This window comes from Hyphomonas polymorpha PS728, from assembly GCF_000685315.1.
In the GTDB taxonomy this organism is placed as follows: domain Bacteria; phylum Pseudomonadota; class Alphaproteobacteria; order Caulobacterales; family Hyphomonadaceae; genus Hyphomonas; species Hyphomonas polymorpha.
In genome coordinates this window covers 158,953-173,136 of the sequence record NZ_ARYM01000002.1, presented here as the reverse complement: position 1 = coordinate 173,136, position 14,184 = coordinate 158,953, and the positions used below count along the sequence as shown (strand labels likewise).

Below are 14,184 nucleotides of genomic sequence, written 5' to 3'. Positions count from 1 at the left end.
CCGGCAGCCCAGACGCCGCCCTCCCCTCAAGGACCCATCATGGCCTACAAGACCCTCATCACCGAAGTGAACACAGAAGACGGGTACGCCGTTATCCAGATGAACCGCGCCGAGAGCCTGAACGCCCTCAGCGAGGAGATGATGTCGGAACTCACCCAGGCGCTGGACCGGTTCGAGGCGGACGACACCATCCTCTGCGTGATCCTTACCGGCTCCAAACGGGCCTTCTCCGGCGGCGCCGATGTCAAGGAAATCCAGGGCAAGACCTTCCCCCAGTCCTATTATGAGGATTTCATCACCCGGAACTGGGAACGCGCCGCCCGGGCCCGCAAGCCGATCATCGCGGCGGTCGGGGGCTATGCCATCGGCGGGGGCTGCGAGCTCGCCATGATGTGCGACATCATCCTGGCCGCCGACAATGCCCGTTTCGGCCAGCCGGAAATCCGCCTCGGCGTGATGCCCGGCGCCGGGGCCACCCAGCGCCTCACCCGCGCCATCGGCAAGTCGAAGGCCATGGAACTCTGCCTGACCGGGCGGATGATGGAGGCCGACGAGGCAGAACGCTGCGGCCTTGTCGCCCGGATCGTGCCCGCCGATGAACTGATGGAAGAAGCCCGGACCCTGGCCACCACCATCGCCGCCATGCCCCGGGCTGCCGCCATGATGACCAAGGAAGCCATCAATGCGGCCTTCGAAACCCCGCTATCGCAGGGAATCCAGTTCGAACGCCGCCTCTTCCAGTCGCTTTTTGCCACCGATGACCAGAAAGAAGGCATGAAAGCCTATGTGGAGAAGCGGTCCGCGCATTTCCGGGACCGCTGAGGGCAGCGGCGAAAAGGCTGCTTTTCCGTCACGATGGCGGTTGACGCCACAGGGCCGTTTATGTATCTCCGCGCCTTCTGCCCGAGGGAGTTCCCGCCGGGCGCCAGGAGTTTGTTATGGCGAATACCCGCTCAGCCAAGAAAATGGTGCGCAAGATCGAAGCGCGCACCGAGGTCAACAAAGCTCGCCGCTCTCGCGTGCGCACCTATGTTCGCAAGGTCGAAGAAGCGATCGCATCCGGCGACAAGTCGGCCGCTCAGGAAGCCCTGAAAGCTGCCCAGCCGGAAATCATGCGCTCTGTGACCAAAGGCGTGACCCACAAGAACACGGCTTCCCGCAAGGTTTCGCGCCTTTCGGCCCGCGTCAAGGCAATGGCCTGAGGCAGCGCGCAGGCTCGCTACCAGCCTTTGAACGGTAGCTGAAAAGATGGCCCGCCAGGTAAGCGCCCGGCGGGTTTTCCTTTTCTACCCCCTCCGAATGGCAGGCGCGGGAGATGGTTCTCCGGCAGGCCCTTGAACGCCCCATCGCGATGGATCGGGGCACTTTTTCTATGGGATCAACCTTGCTGCACGGCGATGTTGCACCCCAGCAAAGGCAAGGTCAAAAAAACTGTATTCCACAGGCCTGAGAATGCTTTCCGTATTGACAGAACAGAAGCGAACAAAAGTAAGCGGGCGATCACTTCAAACTTTTTTTGAGACGTCAGTTGCATGAATCTCTGCTGATTTTTTTTCGGAGACCGGGGTGTCAACACGCGAAATGCGGCTGTCAAAAAAAGTTAGTACTTGCCAGAAAAATCCCCCGGGAATAATTTCTCCATACCAGCGAATTTAGTCCCGGTACAGAGTTTTTTGTGTTTCAGGCGGGGGCCTGCCGGGTAGTGTCGTGTGCTCGCTGGGATGAGCGAAGATAATTAGAAACGGGGCTCGGTGATGGACCGAAACGGAATGACTGTCTCGCCTTTTGGATCAGAGGCGGTCGATAACAACGATGCTTTTGAAGCGACAGGTCAAAGGATCTGGAACGGCGTTCGCGATGTCCTGCGGGACAAGATCGCGGAATCTGAATTTGACCGCTGGATTGAAGATCTGCGCCTCGTCGCAGATCATGAAGGCGAAATGATCGTGGCTGCGCGGGATCCGCTGGCCTTTGATCGGGTAACCAGCCAGTATCTGCGCGTGATCGAGAAACTGTGGGCCGCCGCTGACCCGGCAGAGCGCACGTTCAAATTGATCTGTTGGCGGAATGCTCCGGCGGATCTGCGCGATCTGGTCGACGACCCCTGGGCAATTGAGGCACCGGCCGCGCCGGTTGAGCCGGAAGCGCCTGCCACATCGTCTGGAGCTGGCCCGGCCATGACCTTCGATACGCTGGTCACCGGCCCGTCGAACGAGATTGCCGTGACGCTGGCAAAGCGCATCGCGGCTGGCCTTCCGGCCGGCACCGCCACCACGCTGATCTATGGCCCTCCGGGCACCGGCAAGACCCACCTGATGCAGGCCCTCCGCCAGGAAACGGCCCGCCGGGATACCGGGCGCCGGATTGTCTATCTGACGGCTGAGGAATTCATGTCGGCCTATCTCGACGGCGTCAAAGCCCGTGACACGAGCGACCTGAAGAAACGCCTGCGGGCCGCCTCGATCCTGCTGATCGACGACCTGCACCGGATCGCCGGCAAGCCGGGCACCGAGGCCGAGCTCTATCAGAACATCCGCGAAGTCACCTCCAATGGTGGCCAGGTTGTTCTGGTGGGCGACTCCGCGCCGGGCGAAGCCAACGGCTTCGGCCAGCGGATGCGCAGCGAAATCAAGGGCGCTACCGCCGTTGAGGTCGCCCTGCCCGACGCAGACATGCGCCGCGAAATCCTCGTGCGCCTCGCCGGTCACATCGCCGAGAACCATCCGGCTTTCGTGCTGACCGAAGAGATGATGCAGCGCCTCAATAACGGCATCCGCGGCCCCGGCCGCGAGCTGACCGGCGCCGTGTGGAGCCTCTACACCGAGGCCGGCTTTGGCGAGCGCGCCCCGACGATGGAGATGCTCGAGAAGATCATCCGCCGTCATGCGGGCGAGCAGCGCGAGCCTTCGATCGACGTGATCAAGCGCGCGACGCTGAAAGTCTTCCCGATTGCGAAGTCGGACCTTGAAGGCCCCAGCAAGATGCGCGGTTTCGTCTATCCGCGTCAGATCGCGATGTATCTCTGCCGCACCCTGACCCGGAAATCCTTCCCCCAGATCGGCCGCGCCTTCGGCAAACGCGACCACACAACTGTTCTCTATGCGTTCCGGCGCATGGAGGGGGATCTCGGAAAAGATCAGGAGCTTGCCTCCGATATCGCCAAGGTACAGGCGGTGATCCACGAGCTGATGGAAAGCGGTCAAAACTGACCCCTTTTCCGCGCCCGTTCAGCGCCAGCGCTTGGCTTTTTCCGGAAGTTCGTTAAGGCTCTGCAGCCCGCTCCTGCCCGGAGCGGGCTGATTCTTGCCGGCCCCGGCGGAACAGAGCTTAATGAAAACCCGGCGCAAGACTAGGAAACGGAGCCCTGGCCGGCTCCCTGATGGACGGATGACACGATGAAACTGACGATCGAACGCGGAGACCTTCTGGACGCCCTCAGCCATGTCCAGAACATTGTCGAGCGCCGGACGACGATTCCGATCCTCTCCAACGTCCTGCTCGAAGCCTCGCAAGGCGCGCTGAAGCTCACCGCGACCGACCTCGACATCGAAGCGGTCGACTCTGCCGATGCGAAAGTCTCCAAGCCCGGCGCCATCACCGCCCCGGCCGGTACGCTGTTTGACGTTGTCCGCAAGCTGCCCTCGGGCGCCGAGGTCGAACTGGAGCTCAACCCGGAATCCCAGCGCCTGACGATCGCCGCCGGCCGCTCGCGGTTCGAGCTGCCCACCCTGCCCGCCTCCGATTTCCAGACGATGACGCCGGATGAAGGCGCCGTCAGCTTCAAGCTCCCCGCCAAGGAGTTTGCGCGCCTGATCGACAAGACCCGTTTCGCCATCTCCACCGAGGAGACGCGCTATTATCTCAACGGCATCTACCTGCACGCCGCCAAATCCGATGATGGCAGCGCCGTACTGCGCACAGTAGCCACCGATGGCCACCGTCTGGCACTGGCTGAACTGAAAGCCCCCAATGGCGCCGAAAAACTCACCGGCGTGATCGTGCCCCGCAAGACGGTCGGCGAAGCCCGCCGCCTGGTCGATGGGCTCGACGAGGATGTCGAGATCGAAGTCTCCGACACCAAGATCATCCTGCGCGCTGGCCGCGCTGTGCTGACCTCGAAACTGATCGACGGCTCCTTCCCCGATTACGCCCGCGTCATCCCGAAAGGCAATGACAAGAAGATGACCGTCGACAACAAATCCTTCGAGGCCGCCGTGGACCGCGTCTCCACCGTCTCGGCAGAGCGGTCGCGCTCGGTGAAGCTGTCTGTTGCCAATGGCCGCCTGACGTTGGCGGTGAACCACGCCGAAACCGGCGCGGGCAATGAGGAAATCGAGGCCGAGTATGAAGCCGATCCGATGGAAATCGGCTTCAACGCCAAATACCTGCTCGACATCGCCAGCCAGATTGAATCGCCCGATGTGGAGTTCATGTTCAACGACCCGGCCTCGCCCGCGCTTGTGCTCGACCCGTCAGACGGATCTGCACGCTATGTGGTGATGCCGCTGCGGGTGTAGGGTATGAGTGTGGACCGCCGGATATTCCTCGGCGGCTCCCTCGCCTTCGCGGCGCTGTCAGCCCTGCCTGCAGGTGCCCAAACCACGGAGACCGGCATGTACGGCCTGATCGGAAAGTTCATTGCCGCCGATGGCACGCGCGACGAGTTGATCGGCTACCTGCTCGAAGGCCTGCGCGATATGCCCGGCTGTCTCAGCTATATCGTGGCCAGCGACCCAGCCGACGCCAACGCCATCTGGGTCACCGAAGCCTGGCGCGATGCCGATAGCCACAAGGCGTCCCTTGCCCTGCCCCAGGTTCAGGCGGCCATCCAGAAAGCGCGCCCGCTGATCGCCGGCATGGAACAGATCGCCGAGACACAGCCGCAAGGCGGGCACGGCCTTACCTCCGGCGGCTGAGCCGGCATGACCGCCCTTACCCGTCTCAGCCTGACAGACTTCCGCAACTATGCGGGCCTGACCCTGCGCCTCGATGGGCGCCATGTCTGCCTCTATGGCTCCAATGGCGCGGGCAAGACAAACCTTCTCGAAGCAGTCAGCCAGTTCGGCCCCGGCCGCGGCCTGCGCAGCGCCCAGCTTTCCGAGATGACCCGCCGCGACGCGCCCGGCGGCTGGGCGCTCGCCGCCACGCTGGATGACGAGCAGAAGATATCGATCCATCTGGAAGGCGCCGGCACCGCCAAACGCAGTGTACGGATTGATGGCGCCCCCGCCTCCCCCGGCGACCTCGCCGAGCGTATCCGCATCGTCTGGCTCACCCCCGCGATGGACGGCGTATTCCGGGGCGGCGCGTCCGACCGGCGCCGCTTCTTTGACCGGCTGGTGCTCGCCCACCTGCCCGCCCATGGCAAAGCCTCCGCGCGCTATGAAAAAGCCCTTGCCGAACGCAATGCCCTGATCGAGCGCGGCCATGTCGACCCCGCCTGGGCCGACGCGATCGAGGCCCGCCTTGCCGAAGCGGGCACCGAGATGGCCATCAACCGCGCCATCGTGCTCGAAGCCCTCCAACTCGCCATCGACGCGCGCCCCGAAGGTCATTTCCCAAAGGCGGATCTGACCCTGGAAGGCGAGGCCGAAGCCGCCGCGCTGAGGGGCGAAGACTTCCGCACCATTTTCGACCTGCTGGTAGACGCCTACCGGAACGGCCGCCGCCGCGACATCGCCGCCGGGCGCACGCTCTCAGGCCCCCACCGCACAGACCTCGCCGTGATCCACAGGCCCACGGCCGCTCCTGCGGGGGAAGCCTCTACCGGCCAGCAGAAAGCCCTGCTGATCGGGCTCATCCTCGCCTCCGCCACCGCCCTGTCTGCGGGCGGCTCGGGCCCCTCGCCCCTGCTGCTGCTCGATGAAGCCGCCGCCCATCTTGATCCAGACCGCCGCGCCGCCCTCTTCGACGAGCTCTCCGCCCTCGGCGGCCAGGCCTGGCTGACAGGCACCGAAGCCTTCCTCTTCGAAGCCTTCGGCGACCGCGCCCAGCGCATCCGCGTGGACGAGGGCACGGCCGCCCTCTCCGAATAGACCCCCAGCAGGCAGTGGACCCCGGCCCCGCAGCAGATTAGGTAAGGGTTCGAAATAAGGAGCCCGCCCCATGAAAACCCGCGCCGCCGTCGCCTTTGAAGCCAAGAAACCGCTCGAGATTGTCGAGCTTGACCTGGAAGGCCCCAAGGCCGGCGAAGTTCTGGTCGAGATCATGGCGACCGGCATCTGCCACACCGACGCCTACACGCTCGACGGGCTGGACAGTGAAGGCATTTTCCCCAGCGTGCTGGGCCATGAGGGCGCCGGCATCGTGCGCGAAGTCGGCGCAGGCGTCACCAGCGTGAAGCCGGGCGATCACGTCATCCCGCTCTACACACCCGAATGCCGCCAGTGCAAAAGCTGCCTCTCGGGCAAGACCAATCTGTGTACGGCCATCCGCGCCACCCAAGGCAAGGGTCTGATGCCGGACGGCACCAGCCGCTTCAGCTATAAAGGCCAGACCGTCTTCCACTATATGGGCTGCTCCACCTTCTCGAACTTCACCGTCCTGCCCGAAATCGCCGTGGCGAAAATCCGCGAAGATGCGCCGTTCGACAAAGCCTGCTATGTCGGCTGCGGCGTCACCACTGGCGTGGGCGCGGTCGTCAATACGGCCAAGGTTCAGGTGGGCGAGAATGTCGTCGTCTTCGGCCTCGGCGGTATCGGCCTCAACGTCATCCAGGGCGCGCGCATGGCGGGCGCCGACATGATCGTCGGCGTCGATATCAATGACAGCAAGGAAGAATGGGGCCGCAAATTCGGCATGACGCATTTCGTCAATCCGAAAAACGTCTCCGATGTCGTCGCGCACATTGTCGAGCTGACCGGCGGCGGCGCAGACTATTCCTTCGACTGCACCGGCAACACCACCGTGATGCGCCAGGCCCTCGAATGCTGCCATCGCGGCTGGGGCACTTCGGTCATCATCGGCGTGGCCGAAGCGGGCAAGGAAATCAGTACACGTCCCTTCCAGCTCGTCACCGGCCGCAACTGGCGCGGCACCGCCTTCGGCGGCGCCAAGGGCCGCACGGACGTTCCCAAGATCGTCGACTGGTACATGAACGGCAAGATCGAAATCGACCCGATGATCACCCACGTCATGACCCTCGACAAGATCAACGACGCCTTCGACCTGATGCACGAAGGCAAGTCGATCCGGAGTGTGGTGGTGTATTGAAAAATCAATTGCCAGATCGGACAGCGCTGAACAAAATATCTCTGATCTCTTTGTTCAGCTGCTGCTTTCCAACTCCTACACTAACCCTCATTGCTTGCACTAACCCAACCATACCTTCTTGAGTGTCGCTGTGCGAAAGCAGCATAGGTGATGCCTCAAGCGCAGCGAGAGCTTTTACCACATTGGCTGGAGCGAATCCGGAGATCTTCTGTTTACCGGCCACCATAAGAGCTGTTGCTTGCTCGGTTCGTTCTGAGTGCGGATGCAGAATTGACGCTCTCTGCGCGAGCCCTGTGAGGTATTCTGAATACGCCTCAATCAGCAAATCTCTTCTTTTGTCGACCCTCGACTGGCCCCAACTGATTATCGATTGGACCATGGTACCTAAAAGCGCCAGAATCGCGCCGAGAACCAACAATAGTGCTTGAGACATTGCGCCATCCCCAAGAAGCCAGAATGGCAGTTTACATCAATGCGCTGCCTTCTGATAAGTAACAACTCAAACGGAGGAAACACAAATGTTCAGTCACGTAATGGTCGGGTCTAACGACATCGGCAAATCCAAGAAATTCTATGACGCCCTGTTCGGCGCGCTCGGCGGCAAGCCGGCGATCCAGGACCCGAAAGGCCGCCTGATCTATATCCACAATGGCAGCATGTTCCTGGTGACGGCACCGATCGATGGCCAGCCAGCCTGCCACGCCAATGGCGGCACCATCGGCTTTGCGGCGGCTTCCACCGAGCAGGCCGATGCCTGGCACAAGGCCGGCGTGGAAGCCGGCGGCACCGCCATTGAAGACCCGCCGGGCTGGCGTGAAGGCGGCGGCATGAAGCTCTACCTGGCCTATCTGCGCGATCCGGATGGCAACAAGATCTGCGCCATGATGCGCGGCTGATGACAGCGGGGAGTATCCGGCCATGGTCTATCCCCGCCCGGATACTCCCGACCTGTCGCGCATAAAATCCGGCGCCATCCGCGCCATCGCCGAACTGGCCATCGCCAGCGGCAACAAAGTCGTCTCCCTTGCAGACTGGACCAAAGCCGTCGTCGCCCATATGCGCGATGGCCTCACCCCCGCCCTGAAGGCAGAAATCGCCGCCCGCTGGCCCGCCCTCGAATATTATTCCGACGCCGGAAGCCCGCATAACGCGCCCGACGAAGGCTATATCGAAAACGGCTTCGCCATCTCCTTCCCCCGCCCCCGCTGAGCCGCCTTACGCCAGCGCCAGCCGGTAGTTCGTCCGCACAAGGCGCTTTGACAGCCGGAAATCCTTCAGCGGCGCCCCGCGCACGCGCTCCAGCAGCGCATCTGCCCGCGCCTTCGCGGCCTCGTCCATCGCGTCATAAGCGTCGGTCACCGCCTGCAGCCGGTAGAGCGGAAAGGTCCGCGCCTGCGCCGGGCCGCGCGTGCCTTCAATGTCGATCCAGATTTCCCCCAGCCCGCGCGGCAGGAATGCGCCCGCCGCCGCTTCGCTGGCCCAGCCTTCAAACAGCCGCGCCGTCTCCACCAGCGCCGGAAACTGCTCGCGCATCTGCCGCGCCAGGATCGGCTCGAGCGTCTCGGGGACCGTGTCCTCCGCCAGCAGATCACCCGCGCCCTTCCCGCCCGCATGCGCCCGCTCCACCCAGTCGGCCACGCGCGGGGCCAGCCGCTTCATCAATTCGCCAGAGGTGGGATCGCGGTAAAGATGCGCATAGAGCGGCCCGATAAAGGCAAAGTCCGCCAGGCACGGCCGCCCGCCCAGCAGATAGGGATGCTGCTCGAGATGCGCCGAAAACTCTCCTAGAAACGCCTCATAAGACGCCTCGATCCCCGGAATGGTTTCGGGATGCACGCCCAGGATCGGCAGCGCGCCCTTGAAGCGCTGGCCATTCTTCTTGCCGATCTCATACTGCTCGCCCCGGCTCGCCTGCGGCGCAGACAGAGCGCCAAACTCGGCATAAGCCCAATCCTCGTTATAGCTCCACCGGTAATGCATCGCCGGCAGGGTCAGCCATTCATCCGCATAGAGATGGAGCAGCTGCGCCACGAACCGCTGCAGCGGCGTCTGCGGTATCGCGGGCGGGGAAAGCCCCTCGCGCGCTTCCACCGTCTCGATGATGTCGGCGGAGTCCTGCACTGCCTCGCCCTCCGGCGTCACCATCACCGGGATCACCGGCCAGCCGACCTTCGGCAGGATCACATCGCGGTAAACCGCCTGCGTGGCCAACTCCTCGCGAAAGTCCACGCCCCGCCAACGCAGATAGGCCCGCGCCTTGCCGGTGAAATAGCTGACCTCAGCCCCATACAGCGTATATCCGCCCATGCCTGTCCCTTTGACGTCTCTTGCTTTGTATTGCCATCTCAAATGCCAATAGATCAGGCAAGCCCCCGCCCCGCTTTCCTTGACGAGACGGGCGGCAAGAGGCCAGAAGGGCCCTATCCCCGTTTGCCTGCCAGCCAGAGAGTATGCCCATGACCCAGCTTACCCAAGTCTCCGCCTGGAAATCCTTTGGCGGCACGCTTTCGGTCTATGATCATGAGAGTCCGCTACTCGGCTGCACCATGCGCTTTGCCGTCTATGTTCCGCCCCAGGCCGCCCATGGCCCCGTGCCGGTGCTCTGGTATCTCTCCGGCCTCACCTGCACCTGGGCCAACATGATGGAAAAGTCCGGCGTGCAGGAACATGCCGCCCGTCACGGCCTCATCATCATCGCGCCAGACACTTCCCCCCGCGGCGAACACGTCCCCAATGACGACGCCTATGATCTCGGCCAGGGCGCAGGCTTTTACCTCACCGCCACGCAGGAACCCTGGGCGAAAAACTACAAGATGGACCAGTATATCACCGATGAACTGCCCGCCCTCATCGCCGCGAATGTTCCGTCAGCGGATATGTCGCGCCAGGGCATCTTCGGCCATTCCATGGGCGGTCACGGCGCCATCACGCTGCACCTGAAAAATCAGGGCACCTACAAATCCTGCTCGGCCTTCTCGCCCATCACATCCCCCTGCCGCGTGCCCTGGGGCGAAAAGGCGTTCACCGCCTATCTCGGCCCCCTCTCCGTTGCCTGGGAACAGTATGACGCCACAGAGCTGGTGAAAGAGCGCCAGTCCAAAGCCCTGATCCTGATCGATACGGGCACGGCAGACAGTTTCCTCGAAACCCAGCTCAAACCCGAAATCTTCATCAAGGCGTGCGAGAAGGACGGCCAGCGGCTCGATTACCGCCTGCGCGAAGGCTACGGCCACGACTATTATTTCATCGCCACCTTCATGGACGAACACATTGCCCATCACGCCAAGGCCCTGAAAGGCTAGACCGCCTTTGCGTGGCGCTGCGGCGCGGCGGCGGGTGAGCGCGCGTCAAAACACTGGGCCACCGTGCGCAGCATGATGCGCGCCTCTTCCGGCACGGTCACCACCGTTCCGGAAACATGGCAGAGCCCTACCCGCTCCAGCTCCCGCGCTGCGTCCAGCGCGCCATCCAGCCGGTCGTCGGGCACGTCCATTTCGGCGCAAATTTCGGCCGCATCCACCTCCAGCCGGCACATCAGCGTCTCCAGCGCCCGGGCGCGCAGGCGGTCATCCGGCGTCAGCGCAATGCCGCGCTCGGCCGGCAGATGGCCTGCGGTGACCGCTTCGCCCCACGCCTTGCGGTCCTTGAGGTTCTGGCTGAAGCCCTCGCGGAACTGCGAAATGGCCGTGGCGCCCATGCCGATCAGGGTCTCGCACGGGTCATCCGTATACCCCTGGAAATTCCGGTGCAGGCGGCCTTCGCGCGCGGCAATCGCCAGCGTGTCATCGGCCCGGGCATAATGGTCCAGCCCGATGGCCACATACCCGGCCCCTTCCAGGGTCATCGCCGCCACACGGGCCTGCGTGAACCGCTCATGGAGGCCCGCCAGGGCGTTCTCATCAATCGCGCGCTGATGTTTGGCAAACCAAGGCACATGCGCATAGCCGAACACGGAGACACGCGCCGCGCCCATCTCGGCGGCAAAGCGGGCGGCCTCCACCACATGCTGCGTGGTCTGGTAAGGCAGGCCATACATCAGGTCCATGTTGACGGCATCGATACCCGCCCCGCGCAGATCCTCGATCAGCGCCACCACCATGTCGCGCGGCTGGATGCGGTTGATCGCATGCTGCACATCCTCCGCGAGTGTCTGCACCCCGAGGCTCACCCGGTTGACCCCGGCGCGCGCAAAAGTGGGCACCTGCCCCGGCTTCATCGTGCGCGGGTCCAGTTCCACGGCAATTTCCGCGCCCGTGCGGAGGCCGAAATGGCGCTGCAATGCGTCCATCAGTTCCAGGAAATCATTCGGGTTCAGAATGTTGGGAGAGCCGCCGCCAAAGTGCAGATGGCCGATCCCGCCATGCGGCCCCATCGCCCGCCCGCGCAGCGAAACCTCCTTCAGCAGAAGGCCCACATACTCTGCCACCCGCCGGTAACCATTGGGCACGCTGGTGGCACAGCCGCAATACCAGCAGAGCTTGTCGCAGAAGGGAATGTGCAGATAGGCGGAGATCGCCTCATCGGCGCGTGTGGCCGCCGACCAGGCCATGGCTGCGGCCACGCCCGTCTCAGGCGTAAAATCCGCCGCCGTCGGATAGCTGGTATAGCGGGGCACAGCGCGCGTCGCGTAGGGGATCCAGGCGTCTTTCATGGCCGGGGAGATACCACCGCTTAAGGATGTTCACTGTAAGTATTCTCCCTTATGTGGCGTCCTGCCATGGCGCCCGCCCCCGTTCTGTGTCATTGGGCACCGATTGTGACGCCTGAAAGTCTTGTCTCCTCCATGAATCTGCCTGAAACCCTGCCTGCCGCCCTCCGCGCAGCCATCCTTGAGCGTGGCTACGAAAACCTCACCGAAGTCCAGTCCGCCGCCACCGCGCCGGAACTGGAAGGACGCGACCTTCTGGTCTCCGCGCGCACCGGTTCAGGCAAAACGGTTGCCTTCGGCCTCGCCATCGCGAATGAGCTCCTCGCCGGGGAGGAAACCTTCCTCATCCGCGCGTCCGCCCCCCTCGGCCTGATCATCGCGCCCACGCGCGAGCTTGCCCTGCAGGTCGCCCGCGAGCTGCGCTGGCTCTACGCCAACGCCAATGCCGAAATCGCCACCTGTGTCGGCGGCATGGACATGCGCGACGAGCGCCGGGCGCTGGAACGCGGCGCCCATATCGTTGTCGGCACGCCGGGCCGCCTGTCAGACCATATCAATCGCGGCTCGCTCGACACCTCCGAAATCCGCGCCGTGGTGCTCGACGAAGCTGACGAGATGCTCGACATGGGCTTCCGCGAAGAGCTTGAGCACATCCTCGAAGATACGCCTGCGGATCGCCGTACCCTGATGTTTTCGGCCACCGTGCCGAAAGGTATCGCCGCGCTCGCCTCTCGCTACCAGAAAGATGCCTTGCGCATCACCACGGCCAGCGACACCACCGCCCATGCCGACATCGCTTATGAAGCGCTGATGGTTGCCCCAGGCGACGAAGAAAACGCCATCGTCAACATCGTGCGCCATTCCGACACGGAAAGCGCCATCGTCTTCTGCTCCACCCGCGCCGCCGTGAACCATCTCGTCACGCGCCTCGGCAATCGCGGTTTCAGCGTTGTGGCCCTCTCGGGCGAGTTCAGCCAGAAAGAGCGCGCCAACGCCCTCTCCTCGCTGCGCTCTGGCCGTGCCCGCGTCTGCATCGCCACCGATGTCGCCGCCCGCGGCCTGGACCTGCCAAAGCTCGACCTCGTGATCCATGCTGACCTGCCGCGTGATCCGGCCACCCTGCTCCACCGTTCGGGCCGCACAGGCCGCGCCGGCCGCAAGGGTATCAGCACACTGATCGTTGCGCCCAAGGCCCGCCGCAGGGTCGAGCGCCTCCTGCAGGATGCCAAGGTTGAGGCCCGCTGGGCCCGCCCGCCGTCTGCCGATGATGTCACCGCGCGTGATGACGCCCGCCTTCTGGCCGATACCGCCCTCACCAATCCGATGGTGGAGAAGGAAGAAGACCTCGTCTCCCGTCTGATGGCGGAACATACGCCAGAGCAGATCGCCGCCGCTTTCATCCGCAAGGCCCGCGCTGGCCGCTCGGCGCCCGAAGACCTGCGCGAAGTGGACGACCGCCCGGCCCGCAAACCCCGCGAGGATCGCGGCGAGCGCGAGTGGCAGGACCGCCCCGAGCGCGCCCCGCGTGAGCGCCGCGACTGGTCGGACCGCGAACCACGTGAGCCGCGCGAACCCCGCGCCCGGCGTGAACGTGCCAGCATCGACGGCGCCGTCTGGATCGCCATCAATGTCGGCCGCAAGAAGAATGCCGATCCCAAATGGCTGCTGCCGATGCTCTGCAAGGCCGGCGGCATCGACCGCGACCAGATCGGCCAGATCCGGATCAATTCCGGCAACACCCATGTCGAGCTGACCCCCGAAGGCGCCGAGCGCCTGTTCGAGCACGCCGAGAATGGCCGCCTTGAGGGCAGCCTGCAGGCCTTCCCGCTCGATGGCGTGCCCGAGATCGAGGATGCCGCCCCCCCGCCCCGCCGCGAACGCCGCCCGGAAGGGCGCAGCGAAAGCCGCAGCGAGGATCGCCCGCCCCGCTTCGACCGGGCCGAACGCCCGGAACGCCGCGAGCCGCGTGAGCGCAAGAGCGACTGGAACCCCGCCGAACGTCCCGCCCGCAGCAGCAGCGAGCGCCCCGACTGGAAAGACCGCTCCAGCCGCGCTGAGAAGCCCGCCGGAAAGCGGTATGACGGCCCCCGCGAGGAAGGCCGCAGCGAGCGTCCCGCCAAGCCCGCCTGGGCCGGCAACAAGGACAAGCCGTCCTTCACCAAGGGCCCCGGAAAGTCTGCCGGAAAGCCCTCGGGCAAGCCGGCCGGCAAGGGCAAACCGGGCGGTAAATCCGGCCCACCCAAGGGACCAAAAGGCAAGAGTTTCCAGGGTCTGAAGAAGCCGCGCGCGTAAGCCGCCGCCGGGGCGGCCCCGCCGCCCCGAAA

Annotated in this window: 14 protein-coding genes; 11 read left to right on the top strand and 3 right to left on the bottom strand. The window is 64.1% G+C overall.

Annotated features, from left to right (window positions below):
• Positions 1–39 precede the first annotated feature (39 nt).
• From HPO_RS02470 to HPO_RS02440, 7 genes are all read left to right on the top strand, one after another.
• Entirely contained in the window at positions 40–822 is a 783-nt protein-coding gene (locus tag HPO_RS02470; RefSeq protein ID WP_035594038.1) for an enoyl-CoA hydratase-related protein, read from the top strand.
• Positions 823–938: 116 nt separating this feature from the next.
• Positions 939–1,202 (top strand): 30S ribosomal protein S20, encoded by a 264-nt coding sequence (rpsT, locus tag HPO_RS02465; protein WP_035594036.1) that lies wholly within the window; start codon positions 939–941, stop codon positions 1,200–1,202.
• Positions 1,203–1,769: 567 nt separating this feature from the next.
• Positions 1,770–3,209, top strand: a complete 1,440-nt coding sequence (dnaA, locus tag HPO_RS02460; protein ID WP_035594034.1) for a chromosomal replication initiator protein DnaA — start codon at positions 1,770–1,772, stop codon at positions 3,207–3,209.
• A gap of 186 nt (positions 3,210–3,395) precedes the next feature.
• Positions 3,396–4,517: a DNA polymerase III subunit beta gene (dnaN, locus tag HPO_RS02455; protein WP_035594033.1), complete on the top strand. Its 1,122-nt coding sequence runs from the start codon at positions 3,396–3,398 to the stop codon at positions 4,515–4,517.
• A 3-nt stretch (positions 4,518–4,520) separates the two neighbouring features.
• A complete protein-coding gene (locus HPO_RS02450) occupies positions 4,521–4,916 on the top strand; it encodes a putative quinol monooxygenase (RefSeq protein ID WP_035594030.1) in 396 nt (131 codons plus the stop codon).
• Between the two features lie 6 nt (positions 4,917–4,922).
• The gene (gene recF, locus HPO_RS02445; RefSeq protein ID WP_035594028.1) at positions 4,923–6,035 is read left to right on the top strand and encodes a DNA replication/repair protein RecF; all 1,113 of its coding nucleotides are present in this window, start codon (positions 4,923–4,925) and stop codon (positions 6,033–6,035) included.
• Between the two features lie 70 nt (positions 6,036–6,105).
• Positions 6,106–7,212 carry an S-(hydroxymethyl)glutathione dehydrogenase/class III alcohol dehydrogenase gene (locus tag HPO_RS02440; protein ID WP_035594026.1) on the top strand — a complete coding sequence of 369 codons (1,107 nt, stop codon included), beginning with the start codon at positions 6,106–6,108 and terminating at the stop codon, positions 7,210–7,212.
• A gap of 4 nt (positions 7,213–7,216) precedes the next feature.
• Here the strand turns inward: HPO_RS02440 and HPO_RS02435 are convergent, their stop codons facing one another.
• Complete coding sequence (locus HPO_RS02435; RefSeq protein WP_035594024.1) at positions 7,217–7,645, bottom strand: hypothetical protein; 429 nt, start codon at positions 7,643–7,645, stop codon at positions 7,217–7,219.
• Positions 7,646–7,730: 85 nt separating this feature from the next.
• Here HPO_RS02435 and HPO_RS02430 point away from each other — a divergent pair, with 85 nt between their 5' ends.
• A complete protein-coding gene (locus HPO_RS02430) occupies positions 7,731–8,108 on the top strand; it encodes a VOC family protein (protein ID WP_035594022.1) in 378 nt (125 codons plus the stop codon).
• 22 nt (positions 8,109–8,130) lie between these two features.
• On the top strand, positions 8,131–8,421 hold the full coding sequence (locus tag HPO_RS02425; protein WP_035594020.1) for a hypothetical protein: 291 nt from the start codon (positions 8,131–8,133) through the stop codon (positions 8,419–8,421).
• 6 nt (positions 8,422–8,427) lie between these two features.
• On the opposite strand, the gene HPO_RS02420 is transcribed toward HPO_RS02425, so the two are convergent.
• Positions 8,428–9,519, bottom strand: coding sequence for a glutathione S-transferase (locus HPO_RS02420; RefSeq protein ID WP_035594018.1), 1,092 nt, complete (start codon positions 9,517–9,519; stop codon positions 8,428–8,430).
• Positions 9,520–9,668: 149 nt separating this feature from the next.
• Between HPO_RS02420 and fghA the strand changes: the two genes are divergently transcribed.
• Positions 9,669–10,514 (top strand): S-formylglutathione hydrolase, encoded by an 846-nt coding sequence (fghA, locus tag HPO_RS02415; RefSeq protein WP_035594016.1) that lies wholly within the window; start codon positions 9,669–9,671, stop codon positions 10,512–10,514.
• Here fghA and hemN read toward each other — a convergent pair.
• On the bottom strand, positions 10,511–11,863 hold the full coding sequence (hemN, locus tag HPO_RS02410; RefSeq protein WP_035594014.1) for an oxygen-independent coproporphyrinogen III oxidase: 1,353 nt from the start codon (positions 11,861–11,863) through the stop codon (positions 10,511–10,513). The two genes, fghA and hemN, sit on opposite strands and share 4 nt — an antisense overlap.
• Before the next feature lie 132 nt (positions 11,864–11,995).
• On the opposite strand from hemN, the gene HPO_RS02405 reads away from it, so the two are divergent.
• The gene (locus tag HPO_RS02405; RefSeq protein ID WP_035594012.1) at positions 11,996–14,152 is read left to right on the top strand and encodes a DEAD/DEAH box helicase; all 2,157 of its coding nucleotides are present in this window, start codon (positions 11,996–11,998) and stop codon (positions 14,150–14,152) included.
• Positions 14,153–14,184 lie beyond the last annotated feature (32 nt).

Excerpts from the sequence above, each read along its gene's own strand:
- HPO_RS02430 (WP_035594022.1), top strand. The coding sequence starts at position 7,731 with ATGTTCAGTCACGTAATGGTCGGGTCTAACGACATCGGCAAATCCAAG.
- HPO_RS02470 (WP_035594038.1), top strand. The coding sequence starts at position 40 with ATGGCCTACAAGACCCTCATCACCGAAGTGAACACAGAAGACGGGTAC.
- recF (WP_035594028.1), top strand. The coding sequence starts at position 4,923 with ATGACCGCCCTTACCCGTCTCAGCCTGACAGACTTCCGCAACTATGCG.
- dnaA (WP_035594034.1), top strand. The coding sequence starts at position 1,770 with ATGACTGTCTCGCCTTTTGGATCAGAGGCGGTCGATAACAACGATGCT.
- HPO_RS02435 (WP_035594024.1), bottom strand. The coding sequence starts at position 7,645 with ATGTCTCAAGCACTATTGTTGGTTCTCGGCGCGATTCTGGCGCTTTTA.
- hemN (WP_035594014.1), bottom strand. The coding sequence starts at position 11,863 with ATGAAAGACGCCTGGATCCCCTACGCGACGCGCGCTGTGCCCCGCTAT.
- HPO_RS02405 (WP_035594012.1), top strand. The coding sequence starts at position 11,996 with ATGAATCTGCCTGAAACCCTGCCTGCCGCCCTCCGCGCAGCCATCCTT.
- HPO_RS02450 (WP_035594030.1), top strand. The coding sequence starts at position 4,521 with ATGAGTGTGGACCGCCGGATATTCCTCGGCGGCTCCCTCGCCTTCGCG.
- HPO_RS02440 (WP_035594026.1), top strand. The coding sequence starts at position 6,106 with ATGAAAACCCGCGCCGCCGTCGCCTTTGAAGCCAAGAAACCGCTCGAG.
- HPO_RS02425 (WP_035594020.1), top strand. The coding sequence starts at position 8,131 with ATGGTCTATCCCCGCCCGGATACTCCCGACCTGTCGCGCATAAAATCC.
- HPO_RS02420 (WP_035594018.1), bottom strand. The coding sequence starts at position 9,519 with ATGGGCGGATATACGCTGTATGGGGCTGAGGTCAGCTATTTCACCGGC.
- rpsT (WP_035594036.1), top strand. The coding sequence starts at position 939 with ATGGCGAATACCCGCTCAGCCAAGAAAATGGTGCGCAAGATCGAAGCG.
- dnaN (WP_035594033.1), top strand. The coding sequence starts at position 3,396 with ATGAAACTGACGATCGAACGCGGAGACCTTCTGGACGCCCTCAGCCAT.
- fghA (WP_035594016.1), top strand. The coding sequence starts at position 9,669 with ATGACCCAGCTTACCCAAGTCTCCGCCTGGAAATCCTTTGGCGGCACG.